We start from the raw sequence: 14,494 nt of genomic DNA, 5'->3' as shown, positions 1-14,494 counted from the left end.
AAGGGAGACATGGCTATGCAATAAACATCGAAAGTACAGCTAAGCGCGCTAACTGTTTTCAATTTTATTTGCAAAATGTTGACGTTTATTTGCAGGAATGAAGATAAATTGTGATAATGATGTTGTACAATCAGATAACTTTGTTTTAGTAAGGATTAACGGAATGGCGATAACAAATGAGTCCAGTATCAAATTGAATCCAATACAAGTTAGCTTGTTAAGGTTGTTTAATCGTCCGATGTCTGAAAAAGAGACATTGGAGTTGAAAAAGCTATTGACCGATTATTATGCTGACAAATTAGAGGATGAAGTGAATAAGGTGGTATCAGAAAAAGGATATACCCAGCGGGATTTTGATAATATGCTTAACGCTGACAGTTAGTTAGGTTGCACCATAAGTTGAGATACTCTGGCATTATTGTTTATAATTTCAACATTTAATCAACTTATCTTATTCTAATCAAACCTATTTACCTTTATTTCAAAAAATGTCATTAATAGTCGATCAAGCGAAGAACAGTAAGATCAATGTTAAATGTGTATGTCTATTATTTTCATGTGTCTTACTGTTGATGCTCAATAGTTGTCATTCTGAGAAAAAGCGAATGATAAATGGGCTTTCGGGGAACTACGTGGTAGATTCAATAGGTGGAAATTATGATATAAAAGATAAATATCTTTATAGGGACGTAAAATTGCAACTTCTCGAAAATGGAACTTATCATTTTATGCCCGGTTTAAAAATTTTAAAAGGATATGAAGGCCAGTGGGATCTTTCTGACGACGGAGAATTTTCATATTTTATTTTTAAATGTAATAATGGAAAATATCAAATGAGAAGAGACTTAACGTTAGACGTTGAAAGTAACGGCAGTGATTATACAATTTATTTCGGTAAACAGAAGTAGTATACATGAGTAAGAGCAGGGGCCAAAATGGAAAAGCTGCTTTCCCCAAAAAAATCAACGCAATCTCCCTTTTTCTTAATCAACGGTCAATTATGAGCGTTGCCTGCGGCCCAGGCTTTCCGCTCATACGCCTGTAGAGTTTACCTCGATGCTCGTCGGGCCATTACGCACAGACCGGTATCCCAATGTCATTAAGTTAAGGGAAATCCCCCAGAGGGGGAACAGGTTTGTAGTAACATAGATTCCCCAAATAACCGTGCCAGAGGTACGGAACACCGGGGTTGTGTACCTCTGGCACACTAAAACGTTCATCCATTTTATTTCTACAAACCTTTTGCACCTCTGGTGCAACCTGTCAATTCCTTAACTTAATGACATTGGCCGGTATCCGCTGCAATCCTTAACGCAAAAGGGTTCAATTATAATTTGGAGTTTCTTATTATAAGGGTTAACCATCCCCTTTAGGGGGTCGGGGGGCTAATCCTGCACATAAGCCAGCTTCACATCCTTATAAGCCGGTTTCTGAAGCTGCTTTTTTAAACCTTTAAAACTTTCCATTGGCCCCTGGGCGGCAAACATATTGATAAGCCAGGCTGGTACAGAACCACCGGGATCAAGATGGAGGGTATAAACAATGCTTACATGGCTGCTGTCAACAGGCGTAATCACCCAGCGGCCGGTTGAGTTCTCAACCCTCACAATGCCATCCTTTGCAGGTACCATATTTGATATAACCGGCGCATCGATAGTAACAACTTTGGTTTTAGGATCTTGCGTAACTTTTAAATGCGCTACAAAATCGCGGTTATGAACCGGCCATGGTATGTTAACTTCTGAGTAATAATAAATATCTGAAGGGGAAACCTGTTTAATAATACTGGCCGATTTGGTATGGTAGACCCATTCGCCGCAGGTTTTTATATCCATCAATACGGCTACCAGCTGGGCAGGTGTAGCGTTCAGGGTGCACTCTACTTTAATGGCTTTGATCTTTGAATCGGCAACGTGGCGGGTGTAAACTTTAATGCCTTCCTTATCGCTGCTTAACGACCAGGGTTGTTCCGGGCCGGCTATGGCAAATTTTGCAGCGAATAATAAAAATGCTATAGTAAGGATCCTGTACATAATAATTGCTCGTGTAAATAAGGTGTGACAAATCTATATACAAAAACAGGCCGGGGTTGCCCCGGCCTGTCAGCATATGGTCATTTGATATGAGCAAATATTAAAATATGAAAATGCTATGGCATTTGCGGCTTTATTATTTCACCTCGAATACATAGCTGCCCGCTGCTGCTTTGTAAAAGCTGTTAACAGCAAGTGGTTTGCCACTAAGGTAAACTTTACCAGCGGGGAAGGTAATAGTTGCTGTTGAATTGGCCGGTATGGTAACTTTATAAGTTACACCAGTACCGGTACGCTGCCATGATGAAACGATATTGCCATACGGCCCTTTGTGGGTAGCCGTAAACTCATTTAAGCCCGGTACAAAATGTGGCTGCAGCAATACATTTTTAAAGCCAGGATGCTCAGGATCGGGGTGAATGCCGGCAATGCCCTTGTACAGCCATGCGCCGATTTCGCCAAACATGATGTGGTTAAGGGAGATATCTGATTTAGCGTCGATCTGCCAGTTTTCATACAAAGTGGTAGCTCCGTTCACCATCCACCAGCCCCATGATGGGAAGGTTTCCTGCGATGCTATTTTGTAAGCTACGTCTGAATAGCCATTATCGCTCAACGCGCTCAAAATGGCTTTGGCGCCGAGAATTCCAACATCTAAATGGAAATTATCGGCAGCAACACGTTTGGCAAGATTGGCGGCTACTTTGCTTTTCATATTTTCGGGTACTACACCCCAGTAAAGCGGCACACTTAATTCGGTTTGTAGGCCTTTGCCATAGATGCCGGTTGTGGTATCTAAATATTTCGCATTGATGGCATTTTTGATCTTATTGGCCAGTGCGGTGTATTTTACATAATCGGCCTGTTTGCCTAATATTTTGGCTGCTTTGGCCAGTATGCTGGCATCGGTATAATAATAAACCGAGGAGGTAAGCTCAACCGGCGAAACTGATTTTACAGGCACCCAGTCGCCCAGGCCCCAGGTGGTAAGCCCGCTTGGGTAAAGCTCATCAATGTGGTTTACGTATTTTTCAATGGCAGTGTAGCTGTCGGCCAATAATTTGCTATCGCCATAAAATAAATAAATATTGTAAGGGATAATGGCGATGGTGCTGGTCCAGTCGGGCCCGTTACCCCATTCGTAACCCCAGCCGCCGGTCGGGATAATGGATGGTAATACACCGTTAGGCTGCTGTTCGTCACGGTGATCGGCCAGCCATTTTTCGTAAACAGTAATGCCGTCAAAGTTATATAAACCTGTTTCGCTGGCAATGTGCGCGTCACCTGTCCAGCCGTTCTTTTCGCGCTGCGGGCAATCTGTAGGGTAGCCGAACAGGTTGCTGAGGTAGCTGTTGTTAGTGGCCGTCCAGATCTGGTTAATAGTTTGGTTTGATGCATTAACTGTGCCTATAGGTTCCACATCGCTGTGCATAAAAAAGGCCTTGATGTTTTCCTTGCCTATCTGAATAGGTTTGCTGCTGCTCACCTCAATGTATTGAAAACCCTTGTAATTAAAGCGCGGCGAAAATGTTTCTTCGCCTTTGCCTCCTAAAATAAAGATATCGGTTTGAAAAGGGTCTTTATCATCGGTAGGGCGGTAATGCAGATCGATGTTGGATTGATCGACATGGCCGTTCTTGTTCAATCTTTCGGCATGTTTCAGGCGGATCACCGTTCCCGAATCACCTTTAACCGTGATCTCGCTTACGCCCGAAATATTCCTGCCCATATCAAACACCCAAACATCATTATCAATTTTAGTAATGCTTTTGGTGCTGATAGTATCAACCGCACGGATAGGCTGCATGCTTTGCGATACGATGTTCATAGAAGGCGCCGAGCGGTTAATAACCGGTTTCCATTTGCTGTCATCAAAATTGGCGGTGTTCCAGCCTGCCTGTTCCAGGCGACCGTCGTAATGCTCGGCAGTGTAAATACTGTTGAAAACGATAGGGCTGAGCGATGTTTTCCAATCTGTGCCTGATTTTACAGTTTCAACTGAGCCATCGGTATAAGTAATACGCAGATCCATGCAAAACGCCGGGCGACCGCGCCATGGCGCCTGGTGAAAAAACCAAACTGCTGTACTTTGGTGGTTATACCAGCCATTGCCTAACAATACACCAACCGCGTTTTTGCCGCTTTGCAACTGCGCGGTAACATCGTAAGAAACATAAAGCGTGCGCCTGTCGAACCGGGTATACATCGGGTCAAGCCTGTGGTTGCCGATCTTTTTACCGTTTAAATAAAGCTCATATAAACCTGCTACTGCGATATAAGCCCTTGCCGAACGGATAGTTTTTTTTACGTTAAACGTGTTGCGGAAATAAGGCGCCGGGTTTACGGCGATACCTTTATTGTCGCTGATCCATGAACCTTGCCAGTTTTGCATGCCCATCATACCGGTTTCAAAGCTATTTATGGTAGACGGAGCAAGTTTTTTACCCGCCTGATCCCAAAGCTGAACCTTCCAGTAATATTTAGTAAAAGGTTTTAGTTGTTGGCCATTATAAATGGCAAGGTTGTTTGATGAAGCAATTTTAGCTGTAGTCCAGTTGCCGCCTTTACCAGTAGCGACGGCAGCAGAATCGGTGCCGACAAATAGTTGATATGCGCTTTGGGCTGCTCCCTGCGCTTTATCATCCATCATCCAGGTTAAGCGGGGATGAGCGTTGTCGATACCTATGGGGTTTACAAGGTACTCACATTTAAGGTTTGCTGCCCTGGGTGTTTGGGCATGTGTTACCGAAAAAAAGCAGCATAATAAGACAATGCAAAGCAATGGCTTACAAAAAAGGTGTTTCATGTGGTCAAGATAGCGGTTTATACGTTATTGGCAAATGCCTATGAAATGTTATCACGATACAACAATGTTAAAGGGATGGTTTGGAATTTGCATCCTGTACTGTCCTGTTTTTGTCTGAACCATGATTCTTGGGATTTAAGGATTGTTAGGATAATTATAGCACGCCGCCGCTCGGCTCTTGCCGAGTGGCAACTATCCCACGGCCTCCGGCCGACGTGGAGAATAGGCCAGAGGCCTGGAAATAATGGCCACTCGGCAGGAGCCGAGCGGCGGCGATATTAAATAATACTCAATAATGCACATAAAATACACAATTTTATACATTTGCACCATGAGCAAGCTATGGCAAAAAACTACCAACGTTAACGAACTGGTTGAAAACTTTACTGTTGGACGCGACCGCGAATTTGATGAGCAAATGGCGGCGTTTGATGTTTTAGGATCACTGGCCCATACCCGCATGCTGCAAAGCGTAGGGCTGATGGACGATGCCGATCTGGAGCTTGTTCAGCGTGAGCTGAAAGCTATTTATGCCGACATAGCCAAAGGGGGTTTCACTATTGAGGAGCACGTGGAAGATGTGCACTCGCAGGTTGAATTGCTGCTTACCCAGCGCGTTGGCGATGCCGGTAAAAAGATCCATAGTGGCCGGTCCCGTAACGACCAGGTTTTGGTCGACCTTAAACTGTTCTTCCGCCATCAGTTGCAGGAAATTGTTGAAAGCACCGAAACCCTGTTTCGCCAGTTAATTGAACTGAGCGAAAAACATAAGGATGTTTTACTGCCGGGTTATACCCATTTGCAGGTAGCCATGCCATCGTCATTTGGCCTGTGGTTTGGCGCTTATGCCGAAAGCTTGGCCGATGACCTGGAACTGGTTTTAGCTGCTTACCGAATCACTAATAAAAACCCATTGGGTTCGGCAGCTGGTTACGGCTCATCTTTTCCGCTTAACCGTACTTTAACTACACAACTTTTAGGCTTTGACGCCCTTAATTATAACGTGGTTTACGCGCAGATGGGCCGTGGCAAAACCGAGCGCATTATTGCGCAGGCCATTTCATCAATTGCTGCCACATTAGCCAAAATGGCTATGGATCAGGCATTATACCTGAGCCAGAACTTTGCTTTCGTAAGTTATCCCGACGCATTGACCACCGGCAGCAGCATTATGCCGCATAAAAAGAACCCCGATGTTTGGGAAATTATGCGCGGCAAATGTAACCGCCTGCAGGCCCTGCCTACGGATGTGGCCATGATGACTACCAACCTGCCATCGGGCTATCACCGTGAGCTTCAATTATTAAAAGAATTGCTGTTCCCCGCTTTTGCTGATCTGAAGCACTGCCTGCAAATGGCAACCTTCATGCTGCAAAACATCACCGTAAAAACCGATATTTTGGATGATGCCAAATATGCTTACCTGTTTAGCGTGGAAGAGGTTAACCGTTTAACACTGAGTGGTACCCCGTTCCGCGATGCTTATAAACAGGTTGGTTTAGCCATTGAAGCAGGTGATTTTAACCCCGATAAAACGGTGAACCATACCCACGAGGGCAGCATTGGTAATTTGGGTAATGAGCAAATTACAGCAGCGTTCGATAAGCTGATCAGTAATTTTGATTTCGGAAAGGTGGAGCAGGCAATAAAAGGATTGGTGGAATAGTTATCTTAGTATCAGGAAACCTTTAAGTTTCTGGTACTAAACCAATGAAAAAACCTTATTACCTCGTGTTGCTGATGCTTATCAGCTTATTTTCCTGCAAACGCGATAATCGTGTAATCATCAAGGGCGATATAAAAGGCCTGAAAAGCAAATGGGTTTATTATAAACCCGTTTATCCGCAGATGGGTAAGTCCACCGATTCGGCAAAAGTTACAGATGGCAAATTTGAATTTAGTTTTCAGCCCGATACTGCTTTTTTTGCCAATCTTGTTTCTATAAGTTATGTGGATGAAAAAGGGATAAGGCAACCGATAGCAGTTGCTAATCCATATGAACCCGCAAAGAACCATTCCCGCTACGCTGATTTTGTTGCAGGGCCGGGATTAACCACTATAACTGGTGATCTTACCACAAATACAGGTGCTACATTGAAAGGGGGCCCACAGACGGAGTTTTATCTCAGGAATATCACTTTGCCTTTTATCCGCATAAGTAAGGACAGTATCAGGAGAAATGAGCAGGCTGCACGCATCAAAAAAATAATTGAGCAATCACCTGATGCCTATTGGGTAGTATATGCTTTTAGTAATTTTAAATATTACTTTAACCATGAACAACTAAAAGACTTTTATACAGGCTTTAGCGATGAATCAAAATCATCCTACTATGGCAGACGGCTTAAGCAATTTATTGATGATCAGCCTGCAACAAAAAATCAATTTGCTAACAGCGTTTTCGTTGATAAAGACACAAAACCAGTTAAACTGGTTGATAGTACTAAAAAGCTGAACATGGTAATATTCTGGGCAAGCTGGTGCGGCCCGTGCCGGAGCGAAATCCCTTCATTAAAGAGAATAACAGCGCAATTCAATAAAGATGATGTAAGGTTTGTAAGTGTATCGGTAGATGCAAAAAAGGAAGATTGGCTGCTGGCAATGAAACAGGAAGATATGGCATGGCAGCAATTGATCATATCTCAACAGCAATTTGCAAAAGCCCAGGCACAATACAATTTAGGTGCTATACCAAAAGTATACCTGGTGAATAACAAAAGCATAGTTGTAAAAAAAATTGATGGCTTTGACGATGGCAATGAGGAACGTGTTAAAACTTTTATAACTGATTATCTATCGAAAAATTGATATTTGCTTTCGCTTTTGCAGCAAAGGATATATTTATCAATAACTAACAAATTTAATGGTCATCCTGCTCGATATCGACGGCGTTTTAGTAACTGAACCGTCATGGAGAAAAGTTGAATCAGAAGCAGATGGATTTATGCGGTTTAATAAACAATCCGCAACAAATCTCGCCGGGATCTTAGCGCAAACAAACGCAGCTGTAGTTTTAACTACTACACATCGGATCAGCTTTACCAATGAGCAATGGATACAAGTTTTTCGATTGAGAGGAATAATTATAAGCAGCATTTCGAAGTTAAACGATAAACAATCACTTGCCGAAATGGAAGACCGGGGAACGGAGATAGGAGATTGGGCGAATGATCAGCAGGATACAAATTTTGTTATTATAGATGATGATTTGTCAATAAACCAACTACCCGATTGGATAAAACAGCGATGGGTTGCAACAAAGCCATTTACCGGAATTGATGAAGAAGCAAAACAAAACGTACTCTCAATTCTGTTAAATAATCAATCACCAAAATCCCAAAAGGAAAATCAGCGAAATCAACGTAATCAAAAAAATCAACGGTCATGAACGGACAAAACAGAAGCGATATATACCCCGGCCTTGAGGTTGACATCATATTAAAAAAAGATCAGCGTACCGGCACCCTTACCCGCGGTATAGTAAAACGGCTGCTTACCAGTGCAGCTTATCATTCACGGGGTATCAAGGTGCAACTGGACGACGGGCAGGTAGGCCGTGTGGCCTGGATTGTTGAGGAAGAGGATTAAGTTTAGTATCTTCATCTATTCTACACTAATCATCAGCATATTTACAGTGTAGCTTAAATGATATGTCTCAAAAAAAACAAACAAAAATCAAAGTCCTTTTTAGTCTTGATGCCCATCACCGCCTCCTGATCTCGTTAGGGGCGGCAGCGATAACCTTATTTTTTTCGTGGGGACATTTTTCGGCATCGGTAGTGGCGCTGGTAACCTGGATAGCATTTGGTTTGTGCATTATTATTATGGACTGGATCATTATCCTTACCGCTCACCCGGCCGAGATCCGCAGGATAGCGAGTATAGAAGACTCCAGTCGTACACTGATATTTTTGTTTGTGTTGGTATCATCGCTGATGAGTTTGCTGGCTATTGTGTTCCTGCTGATATCTACAAAAAATCAATCGGATGCGATAGTCACAGCACGTGTTTTACTGGCCATGGCTTCGGTTATTGTTTCGTGGTGGCTGGTGCATACCATATTTACGCTGCGTTATGCCCACATGTATTACGCTACCGATCCTGATGATGATAAAAAATTAAAACACCTCGGCGGCCTCGAATTTCCGGGCGATGAAAAAGAACCCGATTATCTCGATTTTGTATACTTTTCGTTTGTTTTGGGTATGACCTTCCAGGTGTCTGATGTGGAGATCTCCTCCCGTTCCATCCGCAGGCTGGCCTGGTTGCATGGGTTAATTTCTTTCGCCTTTAACACGGCTATTGTTGCCTTAAGCATTAATGTGATATCGGGTATGATATCGAAATAAGGTCTGAAGCAGAAGAATTGCTCGCAAAGGCGCTAAGACGCAAAGCTATTACAACTTGAGCCCTTTGCGTCTTAGCGCCTTTGCGTGATATATATTCTGTTCGTGCATTGTAACATTTAACTATCTATGCCTCCACAACTTTCAAAGTAGTTAAATATTTTGTTACTTGTAATGCCTTTTATTTTAAACATTTATGCACAGACGAAATTTCCTCAAAACAGGTTCATTGGCCGGCTTAACGATCTCTACATTAGTGGCCGCTTCCTGCAACCAGCCATCTGCTGAAAATAAAGCGGGTGAAACCGCTGCTGCCGATAACAGTAAGGACGATATCTTTGAACTGAGCGAGATAACCATTACCGATCTGCAGCAAAAAATGCAGTCTAAACAGTTTACCTCGAGGCTGATCACCGAACTGTACTTAAAGCGCATTGATCAGATAGATAAAAAGGGCCTTATGCTCAATTCAGTTATCGAGCTTAATAAAGATGCGTTGAACATGGCCGATGCGATGGACAGGGAACGTGAAAAGGGTAAAGTGCGCGGCCCGCTGCATGGGATACCCGTACTGATCAAAGATAATATTAACACCGGCGATAACATGCACACCACGGCCGGTTCACTGGCATTAGCCGATAATTTTGCTAAGCAGGACGCTTTTATTGTGCATAAGCTTCGCGAAGCGGGGGCAGTAATATTGGGCAAAACCAATTTGAGCGAATGGGCAAACTTCCGCTCTACGCATTCAACAAGTGCATGGAGCAGCAGGGGAGGGCAAACCAAATGCCCTTATATTTTAGACAGGAACCCCAGCGGCTCAAGTGCAGGTACGGGAACTGCCGTGGCAGCTAATCTTTGCGTTATAGGCATCGGTACCGAAACCAATGGCTCTATAGTTTCACCGGCGTCGGTTAACGGCCTGGTAGGCATTAAACCAACAGTAGGGTTGTGGAGCCGGTCGGGTATAATCCCTATTTCTAAAACACAGGATACTGCCGGGCCTATGGCGCGTACGGTTAAGGATGCCGCTATATTGCTTGGCACCCTTACCGGCATAGATACGCTTGACCTGGCAACACTTGGCAGTAAAGGCAAAGTTGAGGCCGATTATACCAAATTTTTAGATGTTAATGGATTGCAGGGTAAGCGCCTTGGTATTGAAAAAACAGCGCTTAATGATAATCCGGCTGTTGTGGCATTATTGCAGGAGGCCATCAAAACCCTGAAAAGTAAGGGTGCTGAGGTAGTGGAAATAGAGTTGTATAAGGAACTGAAAACGATTAACAGCAATGAATTTAATGTGCTGCTTTATGAGTTTAAAGACGGCCTTAATCAATACCTGGGCAATGCCAACAGTAAAATAAAAGCGCTGACTGATGTTATTGCTTTTAACAAACAGAATGAGGCCAAAGCCATGCCTTTTTTTAAGCAGGAGATCCTGGAGCAGGCCCAGGCCAAAGGCGATTTAAACAGTAAGGAATATCTTGACGCGGTTAAGCAAACAAGCACAGGTACCCGTAAAGTTATTGATGATATGCTGGCCAAATATAAACTTGATGCCATTATAGGCACTACCAACGGCCCTGCAGTATGTATTGACCTGGTGAACGGCGACTATGATAATGGCTTCGGTTTTTCGGGCCCGGCGGCTATGGCGGGGTACCCACATATTACTGTGCCTATGGGGCTGGCGCATGGATTGCCTATTGGCTTATCGTTTTTTAGTACAGCATATAAAGAGGGTGAGATTATTAAACTGGGATATGCTTACGAGCAGGCATCTAAAAAGCGCGTAACACCACTGTTTAAGCCCGATCTGTTTGCTTAATTTTGTAATTATGGAAGCAACGCTCACTGTTCCGAAGAAGATCCTGGCCCGCCAGCATGAAATCACTGCGGACTATCTGAAGGCTATTGATAAGCACCTTGATGACTTGCTGCAACACCGCGTATTGGATATGTATGAGATCCGCGACTTTGCCGGTGAAATGCATATCCACCCAACACATTTAAGCAACACCATTAAACTTACCACAGGGCAGCACCCTTGTTTCTTTTTTGAACAAAAGATCATGGAAATTGCCAAAGCCATGCTCCAGGAAAACAATACCAGTGTAGCCGAAATAGCAGGCAGGCTTACCTTCGATCCATCCAACTTTACCAAGTTTTTTAAACGTTTTGAAGGGGTAACGCCTAAGCAATACCGGGAGCAATGGCTGATTAAAAACCTTGATTCTTAGGATTGAAAGATGCACCTGATTATTTAAACCAAGCAAGTTAAAGTCTCCCCTTCAGGGGAGATTTAGAGGGGCTGTATGATAAGGTTCTTTATCACAGGCCAAACATGATCAGCTATAACCTGATATCCCCCGGCATTGGGATGAAGCCTGTCGGGCAGGTTGAGCTGGGCTATGCCGGCAACACCCTGTAAGTAAAAAGGTACAAAGGCGATATTATTTACTTCGGCAAGTTTGCGAAAAATGGCTTTAAACTGTTCCGCAAATGTGCCGGGAATAAAAGCGGGGATCTCCATGCCCATCAGGGCAATTTTAACACCGGGATGTTTTTGTTTAACCCTGTCAATTATAGTTTGTAAATTATTGGCAGTAGTTTGGGGAGGGATACCCCTGATAATGTCATTAATACCCAATTCCAGCACAAATACAGCTATAGGGCGGTTGATCCAGTAATCGAGCCGGTAAAGTCCGCCGGAAGTGGTATCGCCGCTAAGGCCACCATTAATCACGTGGTAAGCCAAACCTGCCGTATCAATCCTTTGCTGGATCAGCGCAGGTAATGATTCGGTTTTGGCATCTTTAAGGCCATAGCCAGCCGTAAGGCTATCGCCAAAAAATAATATGTTATGCATAAAGTATCAGGCAGGTGTATTAACGCCTGCTGTTATCCCTGAAATTTTGGGTGCGAACGGCAATTTGTTCTAAAGTAAGTTCGCCGTATTTCTTAGCGCGATCGGCCCAATCAGGGGCGTTGTCAACCAGGTTATCGATAATTGATTTACCGTCGGGTCCTTTTTTGGTTACGTAATTTATGCCGTAAGCAACTGCAGCACCTATAGCAAGAGTTTTGATAAAGCCCATAATTTATTTTCTTTTCTGATTTATGACAATGATAATGCCAGTTTGTTACGCTGCTTACTAAAAGCTTCTATATTTGAGGTACTTAAACACTATAAACACAATATGTTTTTTATATTTTCAAAAGTGCTTTCGTTTTTAATGAACCTGCTTATATGGGTGCTCGCGTTTTTATTAATCGCCCTTTTTTCAAAGAACGTAAAACGTAAACGAAAATTTTTGATTACAGGTATTATTGTTCTTTATATTTTCTCTAATTCGTTGTTAATTAACTTGTTTAGCCGATGCTGGGATGTCAGGGAGACTGATGTACCTGCCGGTAAAAAGTATACTTGTGCCATAGTGCTGGGTGGTTTTAGCTCGGAGGATGGTGAGGGCGGCGGCTTTTTTAATTCAGCTGCCGACAGGTTTATCCAGGGTGTGCGGTTACAAAAAACAGGGCAAGTTAGCCATCTTTTGATAACAGGAGGCAATGGGCTTTTGATGCCGTCGGCGTTTAGGGAGGCCGATTGGGTAAGGGAACAGCTCAGGGAAATGCAGGTTCCGGATAGTTGCGTATTAAGCGAATCCAAATCGCGCAATACTATTGAAAATGCCGCTTTTTCAAAGGATTTATTACAGCAGCATAAGCTTAAAGGGCCTTATTTACTGGTTACCTCGGCGTTTCATATGCGCCGCTCCATGATGATATTTAAAAAACAGGGGGTTGACGTAGTTGCTTATCCCTGCAATTTTTCCAGCCGGAGGTTTTCAGTATCTTTCGATGACTTCCTTCCCAATGCAGGTGCTTTGGCAGGCTGGGGAACATATATAAAAGAAGTTATCGGTTATGTAGTAACCCGGTATTTTAAGTAATCAGCCCTGCTTAAGCTGTCGGGTAGTAGGACTGATGTCAGGATCCCGGTGATTATGCTTGTTCCAGTTAGCTATGTCAACCATTCCCGGAGGTGTTTGATAATGATCGGGGTTTGCACCGCACCTTACTATAAATTTGCCTTTTGCCTGCGCAATAACAGGTCTGCTGCCACAGATGATGCAGGGCTCGCAAAAAATAGACACCTGAATTTTAATTGGTTTGTTCATAATTTAAAACTAAGGTGGCATCAATTGGGTGAAAATTCAATACCAACTACTTGGTATTTTTAGTGGTCATTACCGTTTCATTTTTTTTACCGGCTGATGCATCATCAGTTGTTCAATATCTTTTGCAATAGCTTCCGGCTCCATAGCAAATTGGAGGTATAAAAACCGCTCGCCCGGTATCACTACATCGGTACCATCATCCTTTATTTCCATATTGAGTTTGCGATAGGTGAAATATGGTTTGGGCCCCCTGATGGCTGTTAGCACGGCCGTTTCATCCCAGCTGTTGCGGCCAACGGTGTTTTTATCTTTTTCGAGTGCAATCTGAAAAGCATCTTTTATCGGGCTGTTTTGTATCGAATAATTTTTGATCAGCCGGATACCGGTCAGGATTTTTTCGCCTATTTCAAAACCGCTGAGGGTAATAGGGGTAGGCCAGTTTTTAAACACTTCCTGCGCCGAGGCTGCATCCACATTTACATTGTATTCGCTAAAGGTTTTGCCATCAGTACCTATTCCGGTTGCCATGGATACCAGGTTTTTTACCTTCTTCTTTACCAGTTGCACCCCGGTTAACGCGCTGTATTTATCGGGCCCTGAACGGAGCAGATCGGCCAGGTTGGTGAAAAAGCCAACCGAAATAATAGTTACACTGCCATCGGCCTGGCTTGCCAGCACTTTGCGATAAAGTGACACCGCCTCAAATGCCTGGCTGTTTGATTTGATATTGTGCGGAAACCCGGCAATAATAGCCTGGGCCCACTTTTGCGCGCAGTCTTTATTGGGCTTATCCTTTTTTACAATACCTATCGGGATGCCGGGCCTGCCAAAATAGGTATTGATCACGCTGATGGTTGGTGCGGTAGTTTCAAAGGCATTGCATGATATGGTTGCCAGTATTTTAGCTTCGCCCTTATCTGCAAAGGTATGGAGCAGGGCCATCGCGCCTACGTCGTCATAGTCGCCGGCAATATCTGTATCAAAAATAACGGGGACCGGATTGTGTTTTTGCGCCCTGGCAAAATTTACAGTAAACAATAATAGCAGGATGGGCAGTGCTGTTTTAAAATTCATTTTATGCAATAATTAGAAGGTGGTTGGGCTTCAAATGGTGTTATTGGCAAATAA

At 43.5% G+C, this 14,494-nt stretch carries 16 protein-coding genes; 10 read left to right on the top strand and 6 right to left on the bottom strand.

Annotation, left to right across the window (positions count from 1 at the left end; translation table 11 throughout):
- Positions 1-97 precede the first annotated feature (97 nt).
- Entirely contained in the window at positions 98-382 is a 285-nt protein-coding gene (locus ACFFGT_RS32915) for a DUF8507 family protein (protein ID WP_512700659.1), read from the top strand.
- A gap of 223 nt (positions 383-605) precedes the next feature.
- Positions 606-908 carry a hypothetical protein gene (locus ACFFGT_RS25960; RefSeq protein WP_377025426.1) on the top strand — a complete coding sequence of 101 codons (303 nt, stop codon included), beginning with the start codon at positions 606-608 and terminating at the stop codon, positions 906-908.
- A 477-nt stretch (positions 909-1,385) separates the two neighbouring features.
- Here the strand turns inward: ACFFGT_RS25960 and ACFFGT_RS25955 are convergent, their stop codons facing one another.
- Together ACFFGT_RS25955 and ACFFGT_RS25950 are read right to left on the bottom strand one after the other, a co-directional pair.
- Positions 1,386-2,033, bottom strand: coding sequence for an START domain-containing protein (locus tag ACFFGT_RS25955; protein ID WP_377025425.1), 648 nt, complete (start codon positions 2,031-2,033; stop codon positions 1,386-1,388).
- A 136-nt stretch (positions 2,034-2,169) separates the two neighbouring features.
- Entirely contained in the window at positions 2,170-4,839 is a 2,670-nt protein-coding gene (locus ACFFGT_RS25950) for an alpha-L-rhamnosidase (protein ID WP_377025424.1), read from the bottom strand.
- Between the two features lie 331 nt (positions 4,840-5,170).
- Here ACFFGT_RS25950 and argH point away from each other — a divergent pair, with 331 nt between their 5' ends.
- The 7 genes from argH (at position 5,171) to ACFFGT_RS25915 (ending at position 11,428) form a co-directional block, all read left to right on the top strand.
- Positions 5,171-6,505, top strand: coding sequence for an argininosuccinate lyase (gene argH / locus ACFFGT_RS25945; protein ID WP_377025423.1), 1,335 nt, complete (start codon positions 5,171-5,173; stop codon positions 6,503-6,505).
- 44 nt (positions 6,506-6,549) lie between these two features.
- Complete coding sequence (locus ACFFGT_RS25940; RefSeq protein ID WP_377025422.1) at positions 6,550-7,647, top strand: thioredoxin-like domain-containing protein; 1,098 nt, start codon at positions 6,550-6,552, stop codon at positions 7,645-7,647.
- A gap of 55 nt (positions 7,648-7,702) precedes the next feature.
- Entirely contained in the window at positions 7,703-8,227 is a 525-nt protein-coding gene (locus ACFFGT_RS25935; RefSeq protein WP_377025421.1) for an HAD domain-containing protein, read from the top strand.
- Positions 8,224-8,427: a YwbE family protein gene (locus tag ACFFGT_RS25930; RefSeq protein WP_343112026.1), complete on the top strand. Its 204-nt coding sequence runs from the start codon at positions 8,224-8,226 to the stop codon at positions 8,425-8,427. The genes ACFFGT_RS25935 and ACFFGT_RS25930 overlap by 4 nt, the downstream gene beginning before the upstream one ends.
- Before the next feature lie 62 nt (positions 8,428-8,489).
- Positions 8,490-9,188 carry a DUF1345 domain-containing protein gene (locus ACFFGT_RS25925; RefSeq protein ID WP_377025420.1) on the top strand — a complete coding sequence of 233 codons (699 nt, stop codon included), beginning with the start codon at positions 8,490-8,492 and terminating at the stop codon, positions 9,186-9,188.
- A 193-nt stretch (positions 9,189-9,381) separates the two neighbouring features.
- A complete protein-coding gene (locus ACFFGT_RS25920) occupies positions 9,382-11,016 on the top strand; it encodes an amidase (RefSeq protein ID WP_377025419.1) in 1,635 nt (544 codons plus the stop codon).
- Between the two features lie 10 nt (positions 11,017-11,026).
- Positions 11,027-11,428 (top strand): helix-turn-helix domain-containing protein, encoded by a 402-nt coding sequence (locus tag ACFFGT_RS25915; protein WP_377025418.1) that lies wholly within the window; start codon positions 11,027-11,029, stop codon positions 11,426-11,428.
- 62 nt (positions 11,429-11,490) lie between these two features.
- Here ACFFGT_RS25915 and ACFFGT_RS25910 read toward each other — a convergent pair whose 3' ends face one another.
- Both ACFFGT_RS25910 and ACFFGT_RS25905 read right to left on the bottom strand, forming a co-directional pair.
- Positions 11,491-12,057 (bottom strand): arylesterase, encoded by a 567-nt coding sequence (locus tag ACFFGT_RS25910; protein WP_377025417.1) that lies wholly within the window; start codon positions 12,055-12,057, stop codon positions 11,491-11,493.
- Between the two features lie 19 nt (positions 12,058-12,076).
- Positions 12,077-12,286 carry a YtxH domain-containing protein gene (locus ACFFGT_RS25905; protein WP_121231199.1) on the bottom strand — a complete coding sequence of 70 codons (210 nt, stop codon included), beginning with the start codon at positions 12,284-12,286 and terminating at the stop codon, positions 12,077-12,079.
- 102 nt (positions 12,287-12,388) lie between these two features.
- Between ACFFGT_RS25905 and ACFFGT_RS25900 the strand changes: the two genes are divergently transcribed.
- Entirely contained in the window at positions 12,389-13,138 is a 750-nt protein-coding gene (locus tag ACFFGT_RS25900; protein WP_377025416.1) for a YdcF family protein, read from the top strand.
- On the opposite strand, the gene ACFFGT_RS25895 is transcribed toward ACFFGT_RS25900, so the two are convergent.
- Together ACFFGT_RS25895 and ACFFGT_RS25890 are read right to left on the bottom strand one after the other, a co-directional pair.
- The gene (locus ACFFGT_RS25895) at positions 13,139-13,366 is read right to left on the bottom strand and encodes a hypothetical protein (protein WP_377025415.1); all 228 of its coding nucleotides are present in this window, start codon (positions 13,364-13,366) and stop codon (positions 13,139-13,141) included.
- A 69-nt stretch (positions 13,367-13,435) separates the two neighbouring features.
- Positions 13,436-14,440, bottom strand: coding sequence for a nucleoside hydrolase (locus ACFFGT_RS25890; protein WP_377025414.1), 1,005 nt, complete (start codon positions 14,438-14,440; stop codon positions 13,436-13,438).
- Positions 14,441-14,494: the final 54 nt, after the last annotated feature.

The sequence above is a fragment of the Mucilaginibacter angelicae genome, from assembly GCF_042434235.1.
Lineage (GTDB): Bacteria > Bacteroidota > Bacteroidia > Sphingobacteriales > Sphingobacteriaceae > Mucilaginibacter > Mucilaginibacter angelicae.
Note: the sequence above shows the minus strand (reverse complement) of the source record. Positions and strands in the feature narration are given on the sequence as shown.

Coding starts and splice junctions, on each gene's coding strand:
- ACFFGT_RS25930 (WP_343112026.1), top strand. CDS start 8,224: ATGAACGGACAAAACAGAAGCGATATATACCCCGGCCTTGAGGTTGAC.
- ACFFGT_RS25925 (WP_377025420.1), top strand. CDS start 8,490: ATGTCTCAAAAAAAACAAACAAAAATCAAAGTCCTTTTTAGTCTTGAT.
- ACFFGT_RS25960 (WP_377025426.1), top strand. CDS start 606: ATGATAAATGGGCTTTCGGGGAACTACGTGGTAGATTCAATAGGTGGA.
- argH (WP_377025423.1), top strand. CDS start 5,171: ATGAGCAAGCTATGGCAAAAAACTACCAACGTTAACGAACTGGTTGAA.
- ACFFGT_RS25905 (WP_121231199.1), bottom strand. CDS start 12,286: ATGGGCTTTATCAAAACTCTTGCTATAGGTGCTGCAGTTGCTTACGGC.
- ACFFGT_RS25890 (WP_377025414.1), bottom strand. CDS start 14,440: ATGAATTTTAAAACAGCACTGCCCATCCTGCTATTATTGTTTACTGTA.
- ACFFGT_RS25895 (WP_377025415.1), bottom strand. CDS start 13,366: ATGAACAAACCAATTAAAATTCAGGTGTCTATTTTTTGCGAGCCCTGC.
- ACFFGT_RS32915 (WP_512700659.1), top strand. CDS start 98: ATGAAGATAAATTGTGATAATGATGTTGTACAATCAGATAACTTTGTT.
- ACFFGT_RS25900 (WP_377025416.1), top strand. CDS start 12,389: ATGTTTTTTATATTTTCAAAAGTGCTTTCGTTTTTAATGAACCTGCTT.
- ACFFGT_RS25910 (WP_377025417.1), bottom strand. CDS start 12,057: ATGCATAACATATTATTTTTTGGCGATAGCCTTACGGCTGGCTATGGC.
- ACFFGT_RS25955 (WP_377025425.1), bottom strand. CDS start 2,033: ATGTACAGGATCCTTACTATAGCATTTTTATTATTCGCTGCAAAATTT.
- ACFFGT_RS25950 (WP_377025424.1), bottom strand. CDS start 4,839: ATGAAACACCTTTTTTGTAAGCCATTGCTTTGCATTGTCTTATTATGC.
- ACFFGT_RS25940 (WP_377025422.1), top strand. CDS start 6,550: ATGAAAAAACCTTATTACCTCGTGTTGCTGATGCTTATCAGCTTATTT.
- ACFFGT_RS25935 (WP_377025421.1), top strand. CDS start 7,703: ATGGTCATCCTGCTCGATATCGACGGCGTTTTAGTAACTGAACCGTCA.
- ACFFGT_RS25915 (WP_377025418.1), top strand. CDS start 11,027: ATGGAAGCAACGCTCACTGTTCCGAAGAAGATCCTGGCCCGCCAGCAT.
- ACFFGT_RS25920 (WP_377025419.1), top strand. CDS start 9,382: ATGCACAGACGAAATTTCCTCAAAACAGGTTCATTGGCCGGCTTAACG.